14 protein-coding genes are annotated in these 15322 nt (G+C 65.5%); 1 reads left to right on the top strand and 13 read right to left on the bottom strand.

The annotated features are described in order from the left end of the window. Positions 1-9 precede the first annotated feature (9 nt). The 12 genes from SLQ31_RS04885 to SLQ31_RS04830 all read right to left on the bottom strand — a co-directional run bounded on the left by SLQ31_RS04885 (position 10) and on the right by SLQ31_RS04830 (position 13097). Positions 10-1215, bottom strand: a complete 1206-nt coding sequence (locus SLQ31_RS04885) for a cytochrome P450 (protein ID WP_319430150.1) — start codon at positions 1213-1215, stop codon at positions 10-12. Further along, positions 1212-2420 carry an acyl-CoA dehydrogenase family protein gene (locus SLQ31_RS04880; RefSeq protein WP_319430149.1) on the bottom strand — a complete coding sequence of 403 codons (1209 nt, stop codon included), beginning with the start codon at positions 2418-2420 and terminating at the stop codon, positions 1212-1214. The genes SLQ31_RS04885 and SLQ31_RS04880 overlap by 4 nt, the downstream gene beginning before the upstream one ends. 14 nt (positions 2421-2434) lie before the next feature. After that, the gene (locus SLQ31_RS04875; protein WP_319430148.1) at positions 2435-3673 is read right to left on the bottom strand and encodes an amidohydrolase family protein; all 1239 of its coding nucleotides are present in this window, start codon (positions 3671-3673) and stop codon (positions 2435-2437) included. Further along, positions 3670-4863: an acyl-CoA dehydrogenase family protein gene (locus SLQ31_RS04870; protein WP_319430147.1), complete on the bottom strand. Its 1194-nt coding sequence runs from the start codon at positions 4861-4863 to the stop codon at positions 3670-3672. Before SLQ31_RS04870 ends, SLQ31_RS04875 begins: the two co-directional genes overlap by 4 nt. 12 nt (positions 4864-4875) lie before the next feature. Then, positions 4876-5913: an acyl-CoA dehydrogenase family protein gene (locus SLQ31_RS04865; RefSeq protein WP_319430146.1), complete on the bottom strand. Its 1038-nt coding sequence runs from the start codon at positions 5911-5913 to the stop codon at positions 4876-4878. Further along, positions 5914-6750: an amidohydrolase family protein gene (locus SLQ31_RS04860; protein WP_319430144.1), complete on the bottom strand. Its 837-nt coding sequence runs from the start codon at positions 6748-6750 to the stop codon at positions 5914-5916. After that, positions 6747-8357 carry an acyl-CoA synthetase gene (locus SLQ31_RS04855; RefSeq protein ID WP_319430143.1) on the bottom strand — a complete coding sequence of 537 codons (1611 nt, stop codon included), beginning with the start codon at positions 8355-8357 and terminating at the stop codon, positions 6747-6749. The genes SLQ31_RS04860 and SLQ31_RS04855 overlap by 4 nt, the downstream gene beginning before the upstream one ends. A 3-nt stretch (positions 8358-8360) precedes the next feature. Continuing rightward, complete coding sequence (locus SLQ31_RS04850; protein WP_319430142.1) at positions 8361-9569, bottom strand: amidohydrolase family protein; 1209 nt, start codon at positions 9567-9569, stop codon at positions 8361-8363. An 18-nt stretch (positions 9570-9587) separates the two neighbouring features. After that, complete coding sequence (locus SLQ31_RS04845; protein WP_319430140.1) at positions 9588-10430, bottom strand: enoyl-CoA hydratase; 843 nt, start codon at positions 10428-10430, stop codon at positions 9588-9590. A 78-nt stretch (positions 10431-10508) separates the two neighbouring features. Further along, the gene (locus tag SLQ31_RS04840; RefSeq protein ID WP_319430138.1) at positions 10509-11516 is read right to left on the bottom strand and encodes a dihydrodipicolinate synthase family protein; all 1008 of its coding nucleotides are present in this window, start codon (positions 11514-11516) and stop codon (positions 10509-10511) included. An 8-nt stretch (positions 11517-11524) separates the two neighbouring features. Continuing rightward, positions 11525-12322: an SDR family NAD(P)-dependent oxidoreductase gene (locus tag SLQ31_RS04835; RefSeq protein ID WP_319430136.1), complete on the bottom strand. Its 798-nt coding sequence runs from the start codon at positions 12320-12322 to the stop codon at positions 11525-11527. A 13-nt stretch (positions 12323-12335) separates the two neighbouring features. After that, the gene (locus SLQ31_RS04830; protein WP_319430134.1) at positions 12336-13097 is read right to left on the bottom strand and encodes a crotonase/enoyl-CoA hydratase family protein; all 762 of its coding nucleotides are present in this window, start codon (positions 13095-13097) and stop codon (positions 12336-12338) included. A 159-nt stretch (positions 13098-13256) separates the two neighbouring features. Here SLQ31_RS04830 and SLQ31_RS04825 point away from each other — a divergent pair, with 159 nt between their 5' ends. Continuing rightward, a complete protein-coding gene (locus tag SLQ31_RS04825) occupies positions 13257-13988 on the top strand; it encodes a TetR/AcrR family transcriptional regulator (protein WP_319430132.1) in 732 nt (243 codons plus the stop codon). An 81-nt stretch (positions 13989-14069) separates the two neighbouring features. On the opposite strand, the gene SLQ31_RS04820 is transcribed toward SLQ31_RS04825, so the two are convergent. Next, the gene (locus SLQ31_RS04820; protein WP_319430130.1) at positions 14070-15245 is read right to left on the bottom strand and encodes a thiolase family protein; all 1176 of its coding nucleotides are present in this window, start codon (positions 15243-15245) and stop codon (positions 14070-14072) included. Positions 15246-15322: the final 77 nt, after the last annotated feature.

The following is a 15322-nucleotide window of genomic DNA, read 5'->3' as shown; positions in this document are numbered from 1 at the left end:
ACCGGCTGGTCAGCTCAGCACCTTCACCGGCACGTTGCTCCAGCCCGCGACGTTCTGCATGTTGACCCGCTTGCAGCCGCCGAAGTCCACCTCGTAGCGGGGCATGAAGTCAAGCATCTTGTCCAGCGCGATGGCGCTTTCCAGCCGCGCCAGCGCCGCGCCAAGGCAGCTGTGAATTCCGTAGCCCAGTCCCAGGTTTTGGGCCTGCGTGCGGTCCCGGTCGATATCGAATCGGTCCGGTTCGGACCAGGCCCGCGGGTCACGGTTGGCCGATCCACCGACCAGAAAGACCGGCTTACCGGCGGGGATGGTGACGCCGTGCAGGGTGATCTCGCGCAGTGAGCAGCGCACGTTGTACTGGGCTGGGGCCTCGTAACGCAGCAATTCTTCGACGGCCAGCGGTATCTTGCTGCGATCGTTCTGCAGCAGCTCCCACTGGCCGGGATTCTGCGCGAAGACCACGGCCGCATTTCCGATCAGCTTGGTCACCGTTTCTGCACCGGCACCACCCAATAGCATTGCGAATTCCGTGATCTCGATGTTGTCGAGCGGCTCCATCTGGCCATTGTCGCGTTCGATCTCGGCGGAGATGAGCTTGCTCAACAGGTCATCGCCAAGGTTGTCGCGTCGCTTCTTGATCAGCCGGAAGTAGTAGATCGCCATGTCCACGGCGGACTTCTGGCCTCCCTCGGTCATCTCGACGCCGCCGCTCTCGCGGTGCAGCAGTTCGTCGATCCACAACCGGATCTGTTGCCGATCTTCGGCGGGCACGTCCTGCATCGCCGTCATGATGTCGACTGGGAACAGAGCCGAGAAATCCTGCACGAAGTCGAACCCCGACGGGTCGACGGCAGAGAGGTGCTTGTCGACCAGTGCAACGACCAGGGCACGCTGCGCTTCGATGGCCCGAGGCGTGAAGACCTTGTTGAGAAGGCTGCGCATCCGTCGGTGCGCGGGCGGGTCCATCGCGATGATCGATCCGTGCTTGGTGATCTCGCCCTTGCGGACCTGACCGAGATCCACGCCGTACGCCGAGGAGTACGTCTCGAAATCCTTGAACGCCGCCGCGACGTCGTCGTGCCGGGTCAACGCGTAGAAGTCGTACTCCTGGCTGTAATAGACAGGGGCCTCGTCGCGCATCCGCCGGTAGGTCTCGTAGGGACTGGCGAAGAATTCCTCCGAGAACGGATCGAAGACCACCGATGCCGTTGTCATTTCGCTGCCGGGGCCTTGCTTGCCGGTGGGGAGTAGTTGGGCTTGCCGAGCCCGAGCACGTGTTGGGCGATCATGTTGCGGAACACTTCCAGTGTGCCGCCGTAGATCCCGAACAGCGGCGCGAACCGGAACGCGTATTCGGACGCGCCGTTATCGGCGGCCCCTTCGGTGTCGACGGGCAACACCGAGGCAGCCCCGCCAAGGTCCATGAGGTCGGGGGCGATGTCACGCATCGTCTGTGCTTGGGCCACCCGTCCGAAAATGCTTGGCGTGGAGAGAGATGCTTCCAACCGTGCCGCACTGCGGCCGAGGCGGTAGGCGACCGCACCGTCGTCGACCATCCGTGTTCCCGTGGCGTCAGCGCGCCCGACGCTGGCTGCGACGGAATCGACCGCGGCGGCCATGACACCGGCCTGATGGGCCATGATCGACACGTCGGCCAGCCCGTCGGCCTCCGTCGGTGCCGCACCGTGTTCGGCGTCGAGGGGTCCGCGTAGTACCGTCCAGCCGCCGTTGGCTTCGCCGAGCAGATACTTCTCGGGCACGCGGACGTCGGTGTAGTACACGATGTTCGTCCGGTCGCCGTCGACGGTGCGGATGCCCTGGATCTCGATGCCCGGCAGGTCCAGCGGCACCAGGAACATGCTCAGGCTCTTGTGTTTTGGCGCATCGGGGTCGGAGTTCGTCAGCAGGAAGACGTACTGGCAATTGTGCGCGCCGGTGGTGAACATCTTCGACCCATTAATAACCCAAGTTGATCCATCCGCTTCGCGCACGGCACGCGTCTTGCAGGTCGCCACGTCCGAGCCGCCCTCGGGTTCGGTGTAGCCGAGGCACATGCGCGCGGTGCCGTCGAAGACCCTCGGCATCACCTCGTCGACCAGTTCCGGCTTGCCGAAGGCGGCGACGGCCTTGGCGACCATCGTTGTGGTGCCCCACGTCACCCACGGCACATGGGCCCGGCGACGCTCGAGGTCCCAGATCCGGCGACGGACGCGGCTGAATCCGGCGTCGGTCCCCGAGTTGAACTCCTGCTGGAGGTAGCCGCGGGCGCCGAGCGCCAGGTGCACGCCCTCGTGGAAGTTGTCCCCGGTCTGGCGGTCGTGCTGGATCACCTCGTCGGTCACCAACTCGGACAGAAAGGCCCGCAGCTCCCGTTGGAACGTCGCGTCGTCAGTGCTCAGCTCGACTTCAGTGAAATCCATGACAGCTCCTCGGCTTAGGAAGGGACCGCGAGCGCCGGCGGATTGACCGCGGCCGGGTCCGGGTTGGCCAGCGGCAGACCCATGAACCGCCGCGCGTTGTCGCCCATGAAGTCGTAGGTTCGGCGTTCGTCCATGCCTTCGGCGTATTTCCAGAAGCCGCGCGGCTCGGGGAGCCCCTCCGGATGGGGGTAGTCCGACCCGAACAGCACCTTGTCCCAGCCGACGGTGTTGACCACATCCGACACGCTGCCCTCCCAGAACGGGCTGACCCAGATATTGCGCCGGAACACGTCGTGGGGGTGCTCGGGGAAGTTCTGCGGCATCTTCTTGTACAGGTCTTCGAAGTCGTTGAACAACGGGAAGATCCACGAGCTGCCGTTCTCGACGCTGGCGATCCGCAGCTGCGGGAACCTCGTGAGCGTGCCGTGGCAGATCAGGCTGGTGATCATGTCGGCGATCTCGCGATGACCCAGCACCATCCACCGGAATGCGCTCTGCTTCATGAAGTTCTGGGTGTGCGGTGGCTCCCACTTACCGACGTACTCGTCGAGCGGCGGGTAGCTGGCGTGCAGGACGATCGGCAGGCCGACGGCTTCGACATCACGCCAGAACGGATCGAACTCCGGCAGTGCGGGTGAGCGCCACCCGTGCACACCGCGGACGGGGCCCGGTTTGATCAGCGCAACTTTGGCGCCGACGGACAGCAGGTACTCGAGTTCCCGCTGCGCTGCGTCGACTTCGGAGAGATTGATGATCGGAGTGGAGAACAGCCGGTTGTCGTAGGCGAACGACCAGTGCTCGGCCATCCACTGGTTCAGCGCGTGGATGATGGCCAGCGTCAGCTCGGGGTCGTCGGCCGATGAGTGCTCGACAAGGCTGGCCAGCGTCGGATAGTTCAGCGCTTCCGCGACACCCTGGCGGTCGAGCTCGGCGATGCGGTCCGCCGGGTTCTTCGTCGCCGCCGGCGCTTCGATTGCGGGGCCCTGCATCTCGCGAAGTGTCAGGCCTTCGGTGTTCTCGCCGGCGAAGAACTTCTCGTGCGCACCGGGTGCGGCGACCCGCTCGAACGTCGGGTTGGGGATGAAATCACTGACCCGACTGTTGATGACAAGCCGGGTCTGCCTGCCCATCTGCGCGTACTGCACCGCGTACCGGTAGCGCTCGGGCAGGTACCGGGTCAGCGCCTCGGGTGTCTCGTACATGTGCTGATCGGCATCGAAGATCGGCACATCCCGCAGCTGCTCGGCGGTCATGACGCCTTCTTCGCCTGCGGTGCGTAGGCCGGCCTGCCCAGACCCAGAACGTGTTGTCCGATCATGTTGCGGAACACCTCCAGCGTGCCGCCGTAGATGCCCGACAGCGGCGCGAAGCGGTACACGTACTCCGATGCCCCATCGTCGGCCGCGCCATCGGCCTCCACCGGAAGTGTTGCCGCAGCGCCCAGTACGTCCATCAGGTCAGGGGCGATATCGCGCATGGTCTGCGCGATGGCCACCCGACCGTAAAGGCTCAGCGAGCTCATAGCCACCTCTACCCGGGCGGCGCTGCGGCCCAGACGATAGGCCACCGCACCGTCGTCGACCGCGCGGCGGCCACTGGGGTCCGGCCGGCCGACAGTGGCGGCCACCTTGTCGACGGCCGTCGCCATGAAATTGGCCTGGTGCATCATGATCGACACGTCGGCCAGCCCGTCGGGAGCGGCGGCCACCGCGCCATGCTCGACGCTGAGCGGTTCCCGCAGCACCGTCCACCCGTCGTTGATCTCGCCGAGCCGGTACTTGTCGTCGACGCGGACGTCGCTGTAGTAGACGATGTTGGTGCGATCACCGTCGACGGTGCGGATGCCCTGGATTTCGATACCCGGCAAATCCAGCGGAACGAGAAACATCGTGAGGCTCTTGTGTTTCTGCGCGTTCGGGTCGGTGTTGGTGAGCAGAAAGACGTACTGGCAGTTGTGCGCGCCGGTGGTGAACATCTTCGATCCGTTAATGATCCAGCCCCCGCCGTCGCGTACGGCGCGGGTCTTGCAGGTGGCCATGTCCGAGCCGCCCTCTGGTTCGGTGTAGCCCAGGCACAGCCGGACATGGCCGCTGAAAACCTTCGGCAGCACTTCGTCTTTCAGTCCCTCGGAGCCAAAGCTGTTGACCGAGCGCGCCACCATGGACGTGGTGCCCCAGGTGACCCACGGGACATGAAAGCGGCGTTTCTCGAGCTCCCAGATGCGCCGGCGCACCCGGGTGAACCCGCCCTCCGCCTGCGTCTTCCACTCCGACTCGAGATATCCGGCGGCACCCAGCGCCAGGTGCACGCCTTCGTGGAAGTTGTCACCGGTCTCCCGGTCGTGCCGGATCACGTCGTCGGTGATGTGCGTCTTCAGGAAGGCGCGGGCCTCGTCGAGGAAGCCCTGGTCCTCGGCGTCGAGTTCGACGCGTGAGAAATCCATTGCGGTTGTCTCCTAGGCAGTTTCGCGGTCTGCGAGAATATGGGCGATCTGCTTGGCGCTGGCGCCCGGGTCGCCGCCTGCCAACGGCCAGCCCCTGGCCCGCACCAGATAGGCGGTCGCCGCAGCCTCCGAGGACACTCCGAGACCACCCTGAATATGCACAGCCATCGTCGCCGCCTTCGAAGCTTCCTCCGCCATGAACACGAATGCCGACGGGGCAAGTTCAGGACGCGCATCGGGCTCGTTGTCGAGGAACCAGGCGGCGCGCCGGGCGAGGTTGCGGCCACCTTCGACGGTGATCACCATGTTGGCCAGCGGGTGCGAGATCGCCTGCAGAGTGGCGATGGGTACGCCCAACGTGTAACGGGATTTGGCGAACTCCGCAGCGATGGTCATGGTCTCCTCGACCAGGCCGACCAGCGCGGACGCGGTCAAGAGCCGCCACTCATCCAGCGCCCGGCCATATTTGGCGAGGGCATCGGCCCCGCTGCCCAGCACCGTCCGGCTGTCCGCGGCCGCGGGATCGACCCACGCCATCGGGAGCCTGCCGATGTTGTCGACCTTGGCGGGCCGCGTTCCGAAGGTCAGCAGAACCACGTCGTCACCGTCGCGGACGACGATGTGATCAGCGATGGAGCCGGCGGGGATCAGCCGCACACCGGAGGCGCTTTCCACCGCGGCGTCCAGCGCGGCCACCTGGTTTCCGGACATGATCTCGTCGGTCAGCGCACCCAGTTCCGCCAGCAGGCGGGCCGCGCACACGTGGTCGATCCACGGCACCGGCGCGATCGAACGCCCGATCTCCTCGGCGACGAGCGTCAGATCCACCAGGGTGGCACCGTCGCCGCCCGCCGTCTCGGGAACCGCCATCGTGGTTGCGCCCATGGCGCACAGGCGTTCCCACAGGCTCTTGTCGAAGCCGGTGGCCTCGGCCGCACGCACGGTGTCGATCGGGCTGTGTGTCTTGAAGAACTGCCGGTAGGCGCTCTGCAGATCGGTGTGATCCTCGGAGAGGCTGTAGTCCAGCCTGCGCAATTCGTAACGGTCCATTCAGCGCTCCCTGAAGAAGAATTCGTTGGCGTTGTTGTAGAGGTAGTTGTCGAGGACCTCTGGTGGCAGGTCCAGCGCTTCGGCTTCCGGCACGAGACGCGCCATCTTGAGTACCGGCCAGTCCGAGGCGAACATCACCTTGTTCGGGCCGCGAGTGCGCATGTAGTGAAGCAGGCTGTCCGGCAGCCGCTTCGGTGACCACGCTGAGGTCATCAGGCGCAGGTTCTCGTACTTGATCATCAACCGGATGGCGACATCCCACCAGGGATCGGCTCCGTGGATCATGCAGAGGCGAAGTTCCGGGAAGCGCACACACACCCGGTCGAGGTGGATCGGGTTCTGCACCTCGCCGGGAATCGGCGGCCCTGGCAGGCCCGTGTTGAGGCACAACGGCAGGTCCAGCTCGGCGCACTTGGTGTACAGCGGGTAATACACCGCGTCACTGGGCGGGTACATCCCGTCGCCCCAGAAGCTCGGCCCCACAGCGGCATACACGACCGGCAGGTCGGCGACGACCGCCGTCAGCTCACGCAGGGTCGGCATCGGCTTGAGCAGATTGAAGCCACCCATCGCCAGCGCGAACCGGTCCGGACAGGCTTCCGCGAACTTGCGGGCGGTGACGTGCGGCTTGACGATGTTGTCCATCAGGACGGCCTTCTGCACGCCATGGGCGTCCATCTCGTCGAGCAACTCGGCCATGTCCACCGGGGCGAACATCGACGTGGGGCCCTTGAAATAGTCGTCCCGTACCTTGAGCATCCACGTGGGCTGCTGTTCGGTCTCACCGAAGTGGACGTTGACCAGCCCGTCAATGACTCGGCTCACAGTGCGTGTCATGACAGCGAAACCGCGCTGACGGCAGTCTCTTTGGCCCAACGGTAGTCGGCCTTGCCGTTACCGAGGCGTTTGACCTGTTCGACGACGATGAACTCCTTCGGTGCCTTGTAGCGGGCCAACTGTGCGGTGCAGTGCTCGTACAGGGCATCATCCGCGACGTCGCCGTTCAATGCGACCAGTGCCACGATCTCCTGTCCCCACCTTTCACTGGGCCGGCCCACCACCAGCGCGTCGGCGACTCCGGGATGCGCCCGCAGCACCTCCTCGACCTCTTCGACGAAGACCTTCTCCCCACCGGTGTTGACCACCAGGGAGTCCCGGCCGAAGAGCCGCAACGTGCCGTCCGGAGCCAGCGAGCCACGGTCACCCGAGATCACCACGCGCGCGCCGTCGACCTCGGGGAACGTCTTCTGGGTGGCGTCCGCGTCATCGAGATAGCCAAGCGGGATCCGGCCGGCACGGGCCACCCACCCGACCTGGTCCGCACCGGCGTCCAGGAAGCGGCTGTAGTCCTCCGCGAGAACCAGTGCCCCCTCGCGCAATTCGAAGGTGTCCTTGTGGTCACCGCGCATGCTGCGTCCGAACCCGACATTACCGGTCTCCGATGACCCGTAGCCGTTGATGAGGATGATGTTGGGCAGCAGCTCCAGCAGCGCATGCTGATGCTTGAGGTTGGTCGCGGCGCCCCCGGTCGCCAACGCGAACAGCGAGGACAGGTCGTAGTCGCCGCGCCGGAGTTCCTCGACGAGCGGGGCGGCGTAGGCGTCGCCGACCATCGTCATCATGCCGACCTTCTCGCGCTGGGCGATGGACAGCACGCGCTGCGGGTCGAACTTCGGTGAGTCGTAGAGGACGACGGTCTGCCCGTTGAGCACCCCGGCGAACGCCGTCCACATCCCGGCCGCGTGCATCAGCGGCGACACCGCGAACCACGGCGCGCCGGGAGTGCCGAGCTTGTCGTGAATCTCGCTGACCGACGCGTGGTCGGCCCCGTTCATCGAGACGGCGTAGGTGTCGGCCTGGCGCCACATCACCCCTTTGGGCCGTCCCGTCGTTCCGCCGGTGCAGATCATCAGCACATCATCTGGCGACGAGGCGATATCGGCGTCCTGATCACCCTGCGCCAGAGCATCGTCCAGCGAGATCGCGCCAGGTAGGTCGGCCGCGTCACTGCCGTCGTCGATCGACACCAGCAGCTCGGCGCTGTCGGGCGGCAACACGTCGGCGAATTTGGCACCCAGTGAGCGGTGATAGATCACCCCGCGCGGTTTGACGTAGTCGAGCAGTTCGGCGACTTCGCGCGGCGTGTAGTGGTGATTGACGTTGACCGGCACGACGCGGGCCTTGAGGCAGCCGATGACCATGTCGGGGTAGAGGTCGTTGTGCATGATGAGCGCGACGCGGTCCTGGCCGCACTCCCAGTTCCGCAGCTCGTCGCGTTCGCGGTGTGCCCCGAAGCCCTTGCCGGCCAGGAAGTTCGCCAACCGGCGGGTGCGATCCGCCGAGTCGGCGTAGGTGCTCCTGCGCTCACCACAGATCGTCATCAGCCGATCGGGGATGACCTCGGCGATGGCGTCGAGCACCGCGCCGATCGTCCATTCGGGCATAGGTCAGGCCACCGAGGGCACGGCGACGCCCAACAGGTCCAATGCGTTGTCCCGCATGACCTTTCGGGTGTCGACGGCACTGAACTCGGGGAACTGGGGAATGTCCGCGGTGAACGACATCGGATCGGCCAGCCCCTCGCCGTGCGGCCAGTCCGAGCCGAACATGATCTTGTCCACACCAATGGTGTCTGCCAGCAGCTTCACGTCGTCCTCGTAGTACGGGGCGATCCAGACATTGTTCTTCAGCTGCTCGACCGGGTCTTCCTTGAAGTGGTACGGCGCGGTGTTGGCGGCCTTCTTCAGCCGCTTGATCAAGCGGTACACGAAGTACGAGCCGTTCTCGATGCTGGCGACCTTCAGCGTGGGGTGACGGGTGAAGACCTGGTGCACGATCATGGACGCCATCGAGTCGTGGATGGCGCGGTCGTCGAGCAGGACGCTGTCGAGCGGATCCCGCTTCCCGAATCCTTCGAAGGTCCCCGTGCCGCCCCACAGCGCCGAAATGGCCAGGTAGCCACTGTCGGACAGGTGGAAGACCACCGGAACGCCGGCTTCGGCCAGCCTCGCCCACACCGGGTCGTGTAGCGGGTCGCCCAGCGAGCGCGGCTTGACCCGGCCTGGCACCGGCGCCGGCCGCACGCACACGATCTTGGCGCCCCGGCCGAGCACGAAATCGACTTCTGCCAACGCGGCATCCGGGTCGGCCAGCGAGATGATCGGCGCCGAGAGGAACCGGTGGTCGGGCCGGTCGAAGCCCCAATCCTCGTCGAGCCACAGGTTGAAGGCGTGCACCGACGCCATGGTCGCTTCGATGTCGTGTTTGAGAGCCTCTTCGACACCGCAGGCGAATGTCGGCAGCATGAACACGGTTTCGAGGTTCTGCTTGTCGAGCGTCTTCAACCGGGCGTCGCGGTTCTGGTATTCGGGGTGGTCGCTCAACCGGTCGACTTTCATCAGCGACCCCGGATCGACACCCTCGGGGATCTCGCCACGAAACAACAGGTCCAGGCAGCCGGGTTCGATGATCGGATCGAACGTCGGGTTGGGAATGAACTGGTTGACGACGCCGCCCATGACGGCGAAGGTGCGTTTGCCCTCGGTGAGCATCTGCACGCCACGGCGTTTGAATTCCTTGGGCAGATGCCGGGTGAACGAATCGGTCGTCTCGTAGTAATGGTTGTCGACGTCAATCGCCTTGTAGTCCAAAGTCATCGGTGTCGTCCTCTCAGCTCACGTCAGGGGAGGGAAGTTCGGCGTCCGCTTCTCGAAGAACGCGGTGATGCCCTCGATGAAATCGGGGCGTTGCATGGATTCGTGCATGAGCGTCTCGGCCCGCTGGCTGGCGTCGGTCGCCTCCCGCAGTGCATCGCCGTAGACCTGCCTCTTGATGACGGCCAGTGCGCTCGGCGCACAGTTGGCCGCGATATCCTCGGCGTATTCGACTGCGCGGCCAAGCAGCTCGTCGGGAGCCACGACTTCCTTGACCATCCCGAGCTCGAGAGCTTCTTCGGCGTAGAACACCCGGCCGCTCATCAACAGATCGAGAGCGGCACCCCAGCCGACGACCCTGGGCAGGATCCACGAGATGCCGTATTCGGCGATCAACCCGCGGCGGACGAAGGAGGTGGTGAACTTGGCCCCTGCCGCGGCGAACCGGACATCGCACATCAGCGCCTGCGTAAGCCCGATGCCGGCGCAGGCCCCGTTGATCGCGGCGATGACGGGCTTGCTCACGGTCGTCACGAACAGCGGGTGCCGCTCCCCCACCAGCTTGGTCACGTCGGCCTCGCCCGCATCGTCGACGCTGGCCGAGCTGATCGACGACAGGTCACCCATATCGGCTCCGGCGCAGAAGGCGCGCCCCGACCCGGTCACCACGATCGCGCGGACATCCGGGTCGGCTTCGGCCGCATCCATGCCCGCGTAGAACCCCGCGGCCAAACCGCCACCCCAGCCGTTCATCCGTTCCGGCCGGTTGAACGTCAGAACCGCGACCCCGCTGTCCCGAACCTCGTACAGAACGGGTTGGGCGCCAGCGGAATTCGCGGTGACATCAGCTTGGGTGTCGGTCACCTACGCGTACCTCCAGGAATGGTGCGCCAGCATGCGGATTTGTCCATACTGTACACCTATCGGTATCACCTTCCGCAATCAGTGCGCGATGAGGCCAAGCCGCTGGTAGGCCTTGTCGATCTGGGCCTTTCCAGCCTCGGGCAATTCGGCCTGCGGCGGGCGCGAATGCGGATAGTCGCCGATCGGAAGTCCCAGGAGCGATGCCGCGTATTTGAAGGCACCGCCCCAGTGCGTGAAGTAGTCCGGCCGGCCCGGGTAATAGATGAACACCGACCCCATATCACTGGCGAATTGATCCATCCCACTGTCACGGGCGTAGTCCATCGCCTCGATGAGCTTGCCGGCCCAGACCAGCTCCCAGTACTCGGACATGACCCGCTGCCGTGGGGTCTCGTACAGATATCCCGCGGTGCCCAGTTGGGCAGCGCCGACGATCCCCTCCCGCAACCAGCCCGCGCGGTAGACGGTGAGATCGCACTCCCAGATCGTCAGGCCGGGTGCCAGCTCGTGCAGTGTCCGACTACTCCCGGGGCGGAACGCGCCTTCCTTCGTCGCGCACACCGCAGGAATCTCGGCGTAGATGCGGGCCCCTTCCGCGGGCGTCAGCACATAGCCCGACGACGGGGAGTTGAACATGCCCAGCGCGATGTCGGTGCGGTCGGCGATGTAGTGGAAGAAGCGCAGCACCCCTTCCCCGCCGTGGGCCTCCATCATCGGGGTCTGGATGTAGACGATGTCGGCGCCGGCCTGCTGGGCGTGCCTGGTGAGCTCCAGGCAGTCCTTGGGAGCCGTTGCCGCCGTGCAGGCTTGGATCACGACATCGGGGTTGGCTCGCCGACCTTCCTCAATTGCGATCTCCAGCAACTGCTTTCGCTCGTCAAGCGTCAACGACCAGAACTCGGCGATGCCACTGGTGCACCACAGCATCGGGTGCTTGAGCTCGCCGACGCAGTACCGCACCAGCGTTCGGTAAGCGTCCCAGTCGATGTCGTCACCGTCGGTGCCGGCGAACGGCGTGTAGAGGCTGTTGCCGATTCCGCGCAGACCCGTTCGCGCCCACTCCCGGGCGTCGCGTGCTGTGACCATCGCTGCTCCTAGGTGAAGTCGGAACCGCCGTCGACGTTGACGTTGGCTCCGGTCATGTACGAGTTCCGCCTCGACGCCAGGAACGCGACGACGGGACCGATCTCGTCGGTCAGCCCGGCCCGCGGCAGATGGGCCGGATGGCCGAAATGCTCGTCGATCGCGGCCATCAGTGCGTACGGATCGGATCCGTCGACGCCGACGGACTCTGCCCAGCCGGTGAGTGCTTCCGAGGCGATGCTGCCCGGCGAGACGACGTTGACCAGGATCTCGTCGGGGGCGAGGAACAGCGACAGGTTCTTGGAGACGCTGGTGACCATCGCCTTGGCCGCGGTGTAGGCCGACAACCGTGGGCTCTGCCGCTGCGTGGACTGGGCGGAGAAATTGACGATGCGCGCCCACTCCGCGGCCCGCAGCAGGGGAAGTGCGGCGCGCACGCAGCGCACCATGCCCATCGCGCCCTCGTCGAGGGCCGTACCCCATTGGTCGTCGGTCAGGTCGTCGAAAGTGCCTTGCACACTTGGTCCGACGGCGTTGATGAGGATGTTGAGCTCGCCGCCCCACCGGTCACCGATCTGCTTGAACACCCGCTGCACCGCAGCGTTGTCCCCGGTGTCGGCCACCAAAGCCAGGGCATCCGGGCTGCCGCGACCGGTCAGCTCCTCGGCTGCGGCGTCGAGCACCGCCGCCGTGCGGCCGACCAGCGCAACCCTGGCACCGTCGTCGGCCAGGCACCTGGCGGCGGCCAGTCCCATTCCGCGACCACCGCCGACGACGACGGCGGTGGCATCAGCGAGTCCGAGATCCACGGCCGGCTGGGATTTAGGTCCCGGTCCAATTCGGCGCCCGCTTTTCGGCGAACGCGACGGCGCCTTCGCGGGCATCGTTGGAGGTGAAGACCGGAATGATGAGTTCCATCTGCTTCTTCCACATTTCGGCCTGGCTCCAGTCCGCGGACTGCAGCAGCACGTCTTTGGTGGCAGCTACGGCAAGCGGGCCGTTGGCACTGATCTTCGCGGCGAGCTCGATCGCACCGGCCAGCGCTTCCCCGGGTTCGGTGAGCACGTTGACGAACCCCCACGCCTCGCCCTGCTCGGCGGAGAACGTCTCGCCGGTCAGCGCGAGCTCGAACGCCTTCTGATACGGGATGCGCTGCGGCAGCCGCAGCAATCCGCCACCGGCCGCCACGAGTCCACGCTTGACTTCGGGGATGCCGAACTTCGCGGTCTTGGAGGCGACCACCAAGTCGGTGCCGAGAACCACCTCGGTCCCGCCGGCGACTGCGTACCCCTCGACAGCAGCGATCAGCGGCTTCCGCGGCGGGCGTTCGGTGAAGCCAATGCCGCGCCCGGGAATGGCTACCACTTCACCGGCAGCAAACGCCTTGAGATCCATGCCGGAGCAGAAATTTCCGCCCGCTCCGGTGACCACACCGACGGTCAGATCGGGGTCGTTGTCGAGCTCGTCGACCGCGTCGGCAAGTCCTTGGCTCACAGCAAGATTCACCGCATTGCGGGCCTCAGGGCGATTGATGGTGATGACCAGAATCCGGCCTTGGCGTTCGCGCAACACTGCGTCCGACACCCGGTGCTCCTCTGTGTGTGATTCGCTGGTATCGGTAAAACCTACTATAGGCTTTACAGTAACGGGTAAAGACCTACGGATCTGCAGCGGAGACGCAGTTCACAGCGCAACGCCCGGTAGATTTCTACGCCGGTTCTTCAAACGGAAGGTGGACCTGCAGTGGCCAAGCCAGCGACCGCCACCAAGCGCCCCCGGCGCGAGCGTGGGTCGATCAACCCCGACGACATCATCGCGGGCGCCTTCGAACTCGCCGAGCAGGTGTCGATCGACAACCTGAGCATGCCGCTACTAGGCAAGCATCTCGGCGTCGGCGTCACCAGCATCTACTGGTATTTCCGCAAGAAGGACGATCTGCTCAACGCGATGACCGACCGGGCGCTGCGCGAGTATGTGTTTGCCACGCCCTACGTCGAAGCCGCCGACTGGCGGGAGACCCTGGCCAATCATGCACGGGCGATGCGCAAGACCTTCATGAGCAGTCCGATCTTGTGCGACCTGATCCTGATCCGCTCGGCGCTCAGCCCGCGGGCGGTGCGGGCGGGTGAGCTGGAGGTGGAGAAGGCGATCACCAGCCTGGTCGAGGCGGGCCTGTCCACCGAGGACGCGTTCAACACCTACTCCGCGGTCTCCGTGCACGTGCGCGGTTCGGTTGTGCTGCACCGGCTTTACGAGAAGAACCAGGCCGCCGGCGAGGACGCGCACGCGCTGGAGGACGCGATCATCGGTACCGCTGAAAGCACCCCGCTACTCGCGCGGGTGAGCGCCGACGGACACCGGATCGGCGCCGCCGACGAGAGCAATTTCGAGTTCGGTCTCGAGTGCATCCTCGATCACGCGAGCAAGCTCATCGAGGCCAAGAAGCCCGCTGCCAAGGCGCGGCGCAAAAGCTAGTCACCTTTCTCCGCGAGCAGACGCAAACTTGTACTCCGGAGACCGGAAACGTACAAGTTTGCGTCTGCTCGGCGTAAGAAACTAGACCTCGATGATGACGGCGCCGCCCTGGCCGCCGCCGGCGCACATCGCCGCGACACCGATGCCGCCGCCACGACGGCGCAGCTCGTAGATCAGGGTGGTGATCATCCGCGCGCCCGACGCCGCGATGGGGTGGCCCAGACTGCATCCACTGCCGGAGAAGTTCACCAGCTCCTCGTCGATGCCGTACTCCTTGCAGGCCGCGATCGGCACCGAGGCGAAGGCCTCGTTGATCTCCCACAGCGTCACGTCCGACGGCTTGAGGCCGGCCCGGCCGAGCACCTTGCCGATGACACTGACGCCGCCCATACCGGTGAGTCGCGGGGCAACGCCAATCGAACCCCATGCCTTGACCGTGGCCAGCACGTCCAGCTTCTCGGCATCGGCGTAGCCGCGCTCGACCAGCCCGACCGCCGCGCAGGCGTCGTTGGTGCCGCTGCTGTTGCCCGCGGTGATCGAGAAGCCCTCGATCTCCGGGTGCAGCACCTTGAGGCCGGCGAGCTTCTCGGCGGTGGTGTCGCGGCGGGGATGCTCGTCGACGCTGAAGTCGACCACAGAACCGTCGAACTGCTCGACCTTGAGCGGGATGATCTCGTCGAGGAACTTGCCCGCGTCCTGCGCTGCCACTGCGCGCTGATGCGAACGCGCGGCCCAGGCGTCCATCTCCTCGCGGCTGATGCCCGCCGCCTGCGCGGTGTTCCAGCCGACGGTGATGGACATGTCCTTGGCGGGCGCATCCGGGGTTTCGACGTGGGTCGGCGGCATCCACCGCTCCTCGAACTTGAGCTCGGGTCCGGGGATACGCCAGTTGGTCAGAGGCGTCATCGACAGTGATTGCACACCGCCGGCGATCAGAGCGCGCTCCATGCCGGACCCGATCTGAGCCGACGCGTTACCGATCGCGGTCAGGCTGCCTGCGCAGTGCCGGTTCACCGACTGGCCGGGAACGTGCTCAAGGCCGGTCGCGGTGGCCGCGTACCGAGCAAGGTCGCCGCCGCCGTAATGGGATTCGGCGAAGATGAGGTCATCGATGTCGGCGGGGTTGATCCCGGAGCGCCGGACGATCTCGGGCAACACCGTGGTGATCAGCGTTTCGGGCGGAGTGTTGACCAGCGTCCCCTTGAAGGAACGACCGATCGCGGTCCGGACGGCACCGACAATGACTGGTTCGGGCATGACGACCTCACTTCGACTTTGAGTCGTTGCGCTGAGCGCAACGTTACAAAAATAACAGAATGTGTAGCGCTGACGGT

Origin of the sequence: Mycobacterium sp. RTGN5 (genome assembly GCF_033804465.1) — a bacterium.
GTDB lineage: Bacteria > Actinomycetota > Actinomycetes > Mycobacteriales > Mycobacteriaceae > Mycobacterium.
The sequence above is the reverse complement of the archived record's forward strand: the minus strand, read 5'-3'. Positions and strand labels throughout refer to the sequence as shown.

Excerpts from the sequence above, each read along its gene's own strand:
- SLQ31_RS04885 (WP_319430150.1), bottom strand. The coding sequence starts at position 1,215 with ATGACAACGGCATCGGTGGTCTTCGATCCGTTCTCGGAGGAATTCTTC.
- SLQ31_RS04880 (WP_319430149.1), bottom strand. The coding sequence starts at position 2,420 with ATGGATTTCACTGAAGTCGAGCTGAGCACTGACGACGCGACGTTCCAA.
- SLQ31_RS04875 (WP_319430148.1), bottom strand. The coding sequence starts at position 3,673 with ATGACCGCCGAGCAGCTGCGGGATGTGCCGATCTTCGATGCCGATCAG.
- SLQ31_RS04870 (WP_319430147.1), bottom strand. The coding sequence starts at position 4,863 with ATGGATTTCTCACGCGTCGAACTCGACGCCGAGGACCAGGGCTTCCTC.
- SLQ31_RS04865 (WP_319430146.1), bottom strand. The coding sequence starts at position 5,913 with ATGGACCGTTACGAATTGCGCAGGCTGGACTACAGCCTCTCCGAGGAT.
- SLQ31_RS04860 (WP_319430144.1), bottom strand. The coding sequence starts at position 6,750 with ATGACACGCACTGTGAGCCGAGTCATTGACGGGCTGGTCAACGTCCAC.
- SLQ31_RS04855 (WP_319430143.1), bottom strand. The coding sequence starts at position 8,357 with ATGCCCGAATGGACGATCGGCGCGGTGCTCGACGCCATCGCCGAGGTC.
- SLQ31_RS04850 (WP_319430142.1), bottom strand. The coding sequence starts at position 9,569 with ATGACTTTGGACTACAAGGCGATTGACGTCGACAACCATTACTACGAG.
- SLQ31_RS04840 (WP_319430138.1), bottom strand. The coding sequence starts at position 11,516 with ATGGTCACAGCACGCGACGCCCGGGAGTGGGCGCGAACGGGTCTGCGC.
- SLQ31_RS04820 (WP_319430130.1), bottom strand. The coding sequence starts at position 15,245 with ATGCCCGAACCAGTCATTGTCGGTGCCGTCCGGACCGCGATCGGTCGT.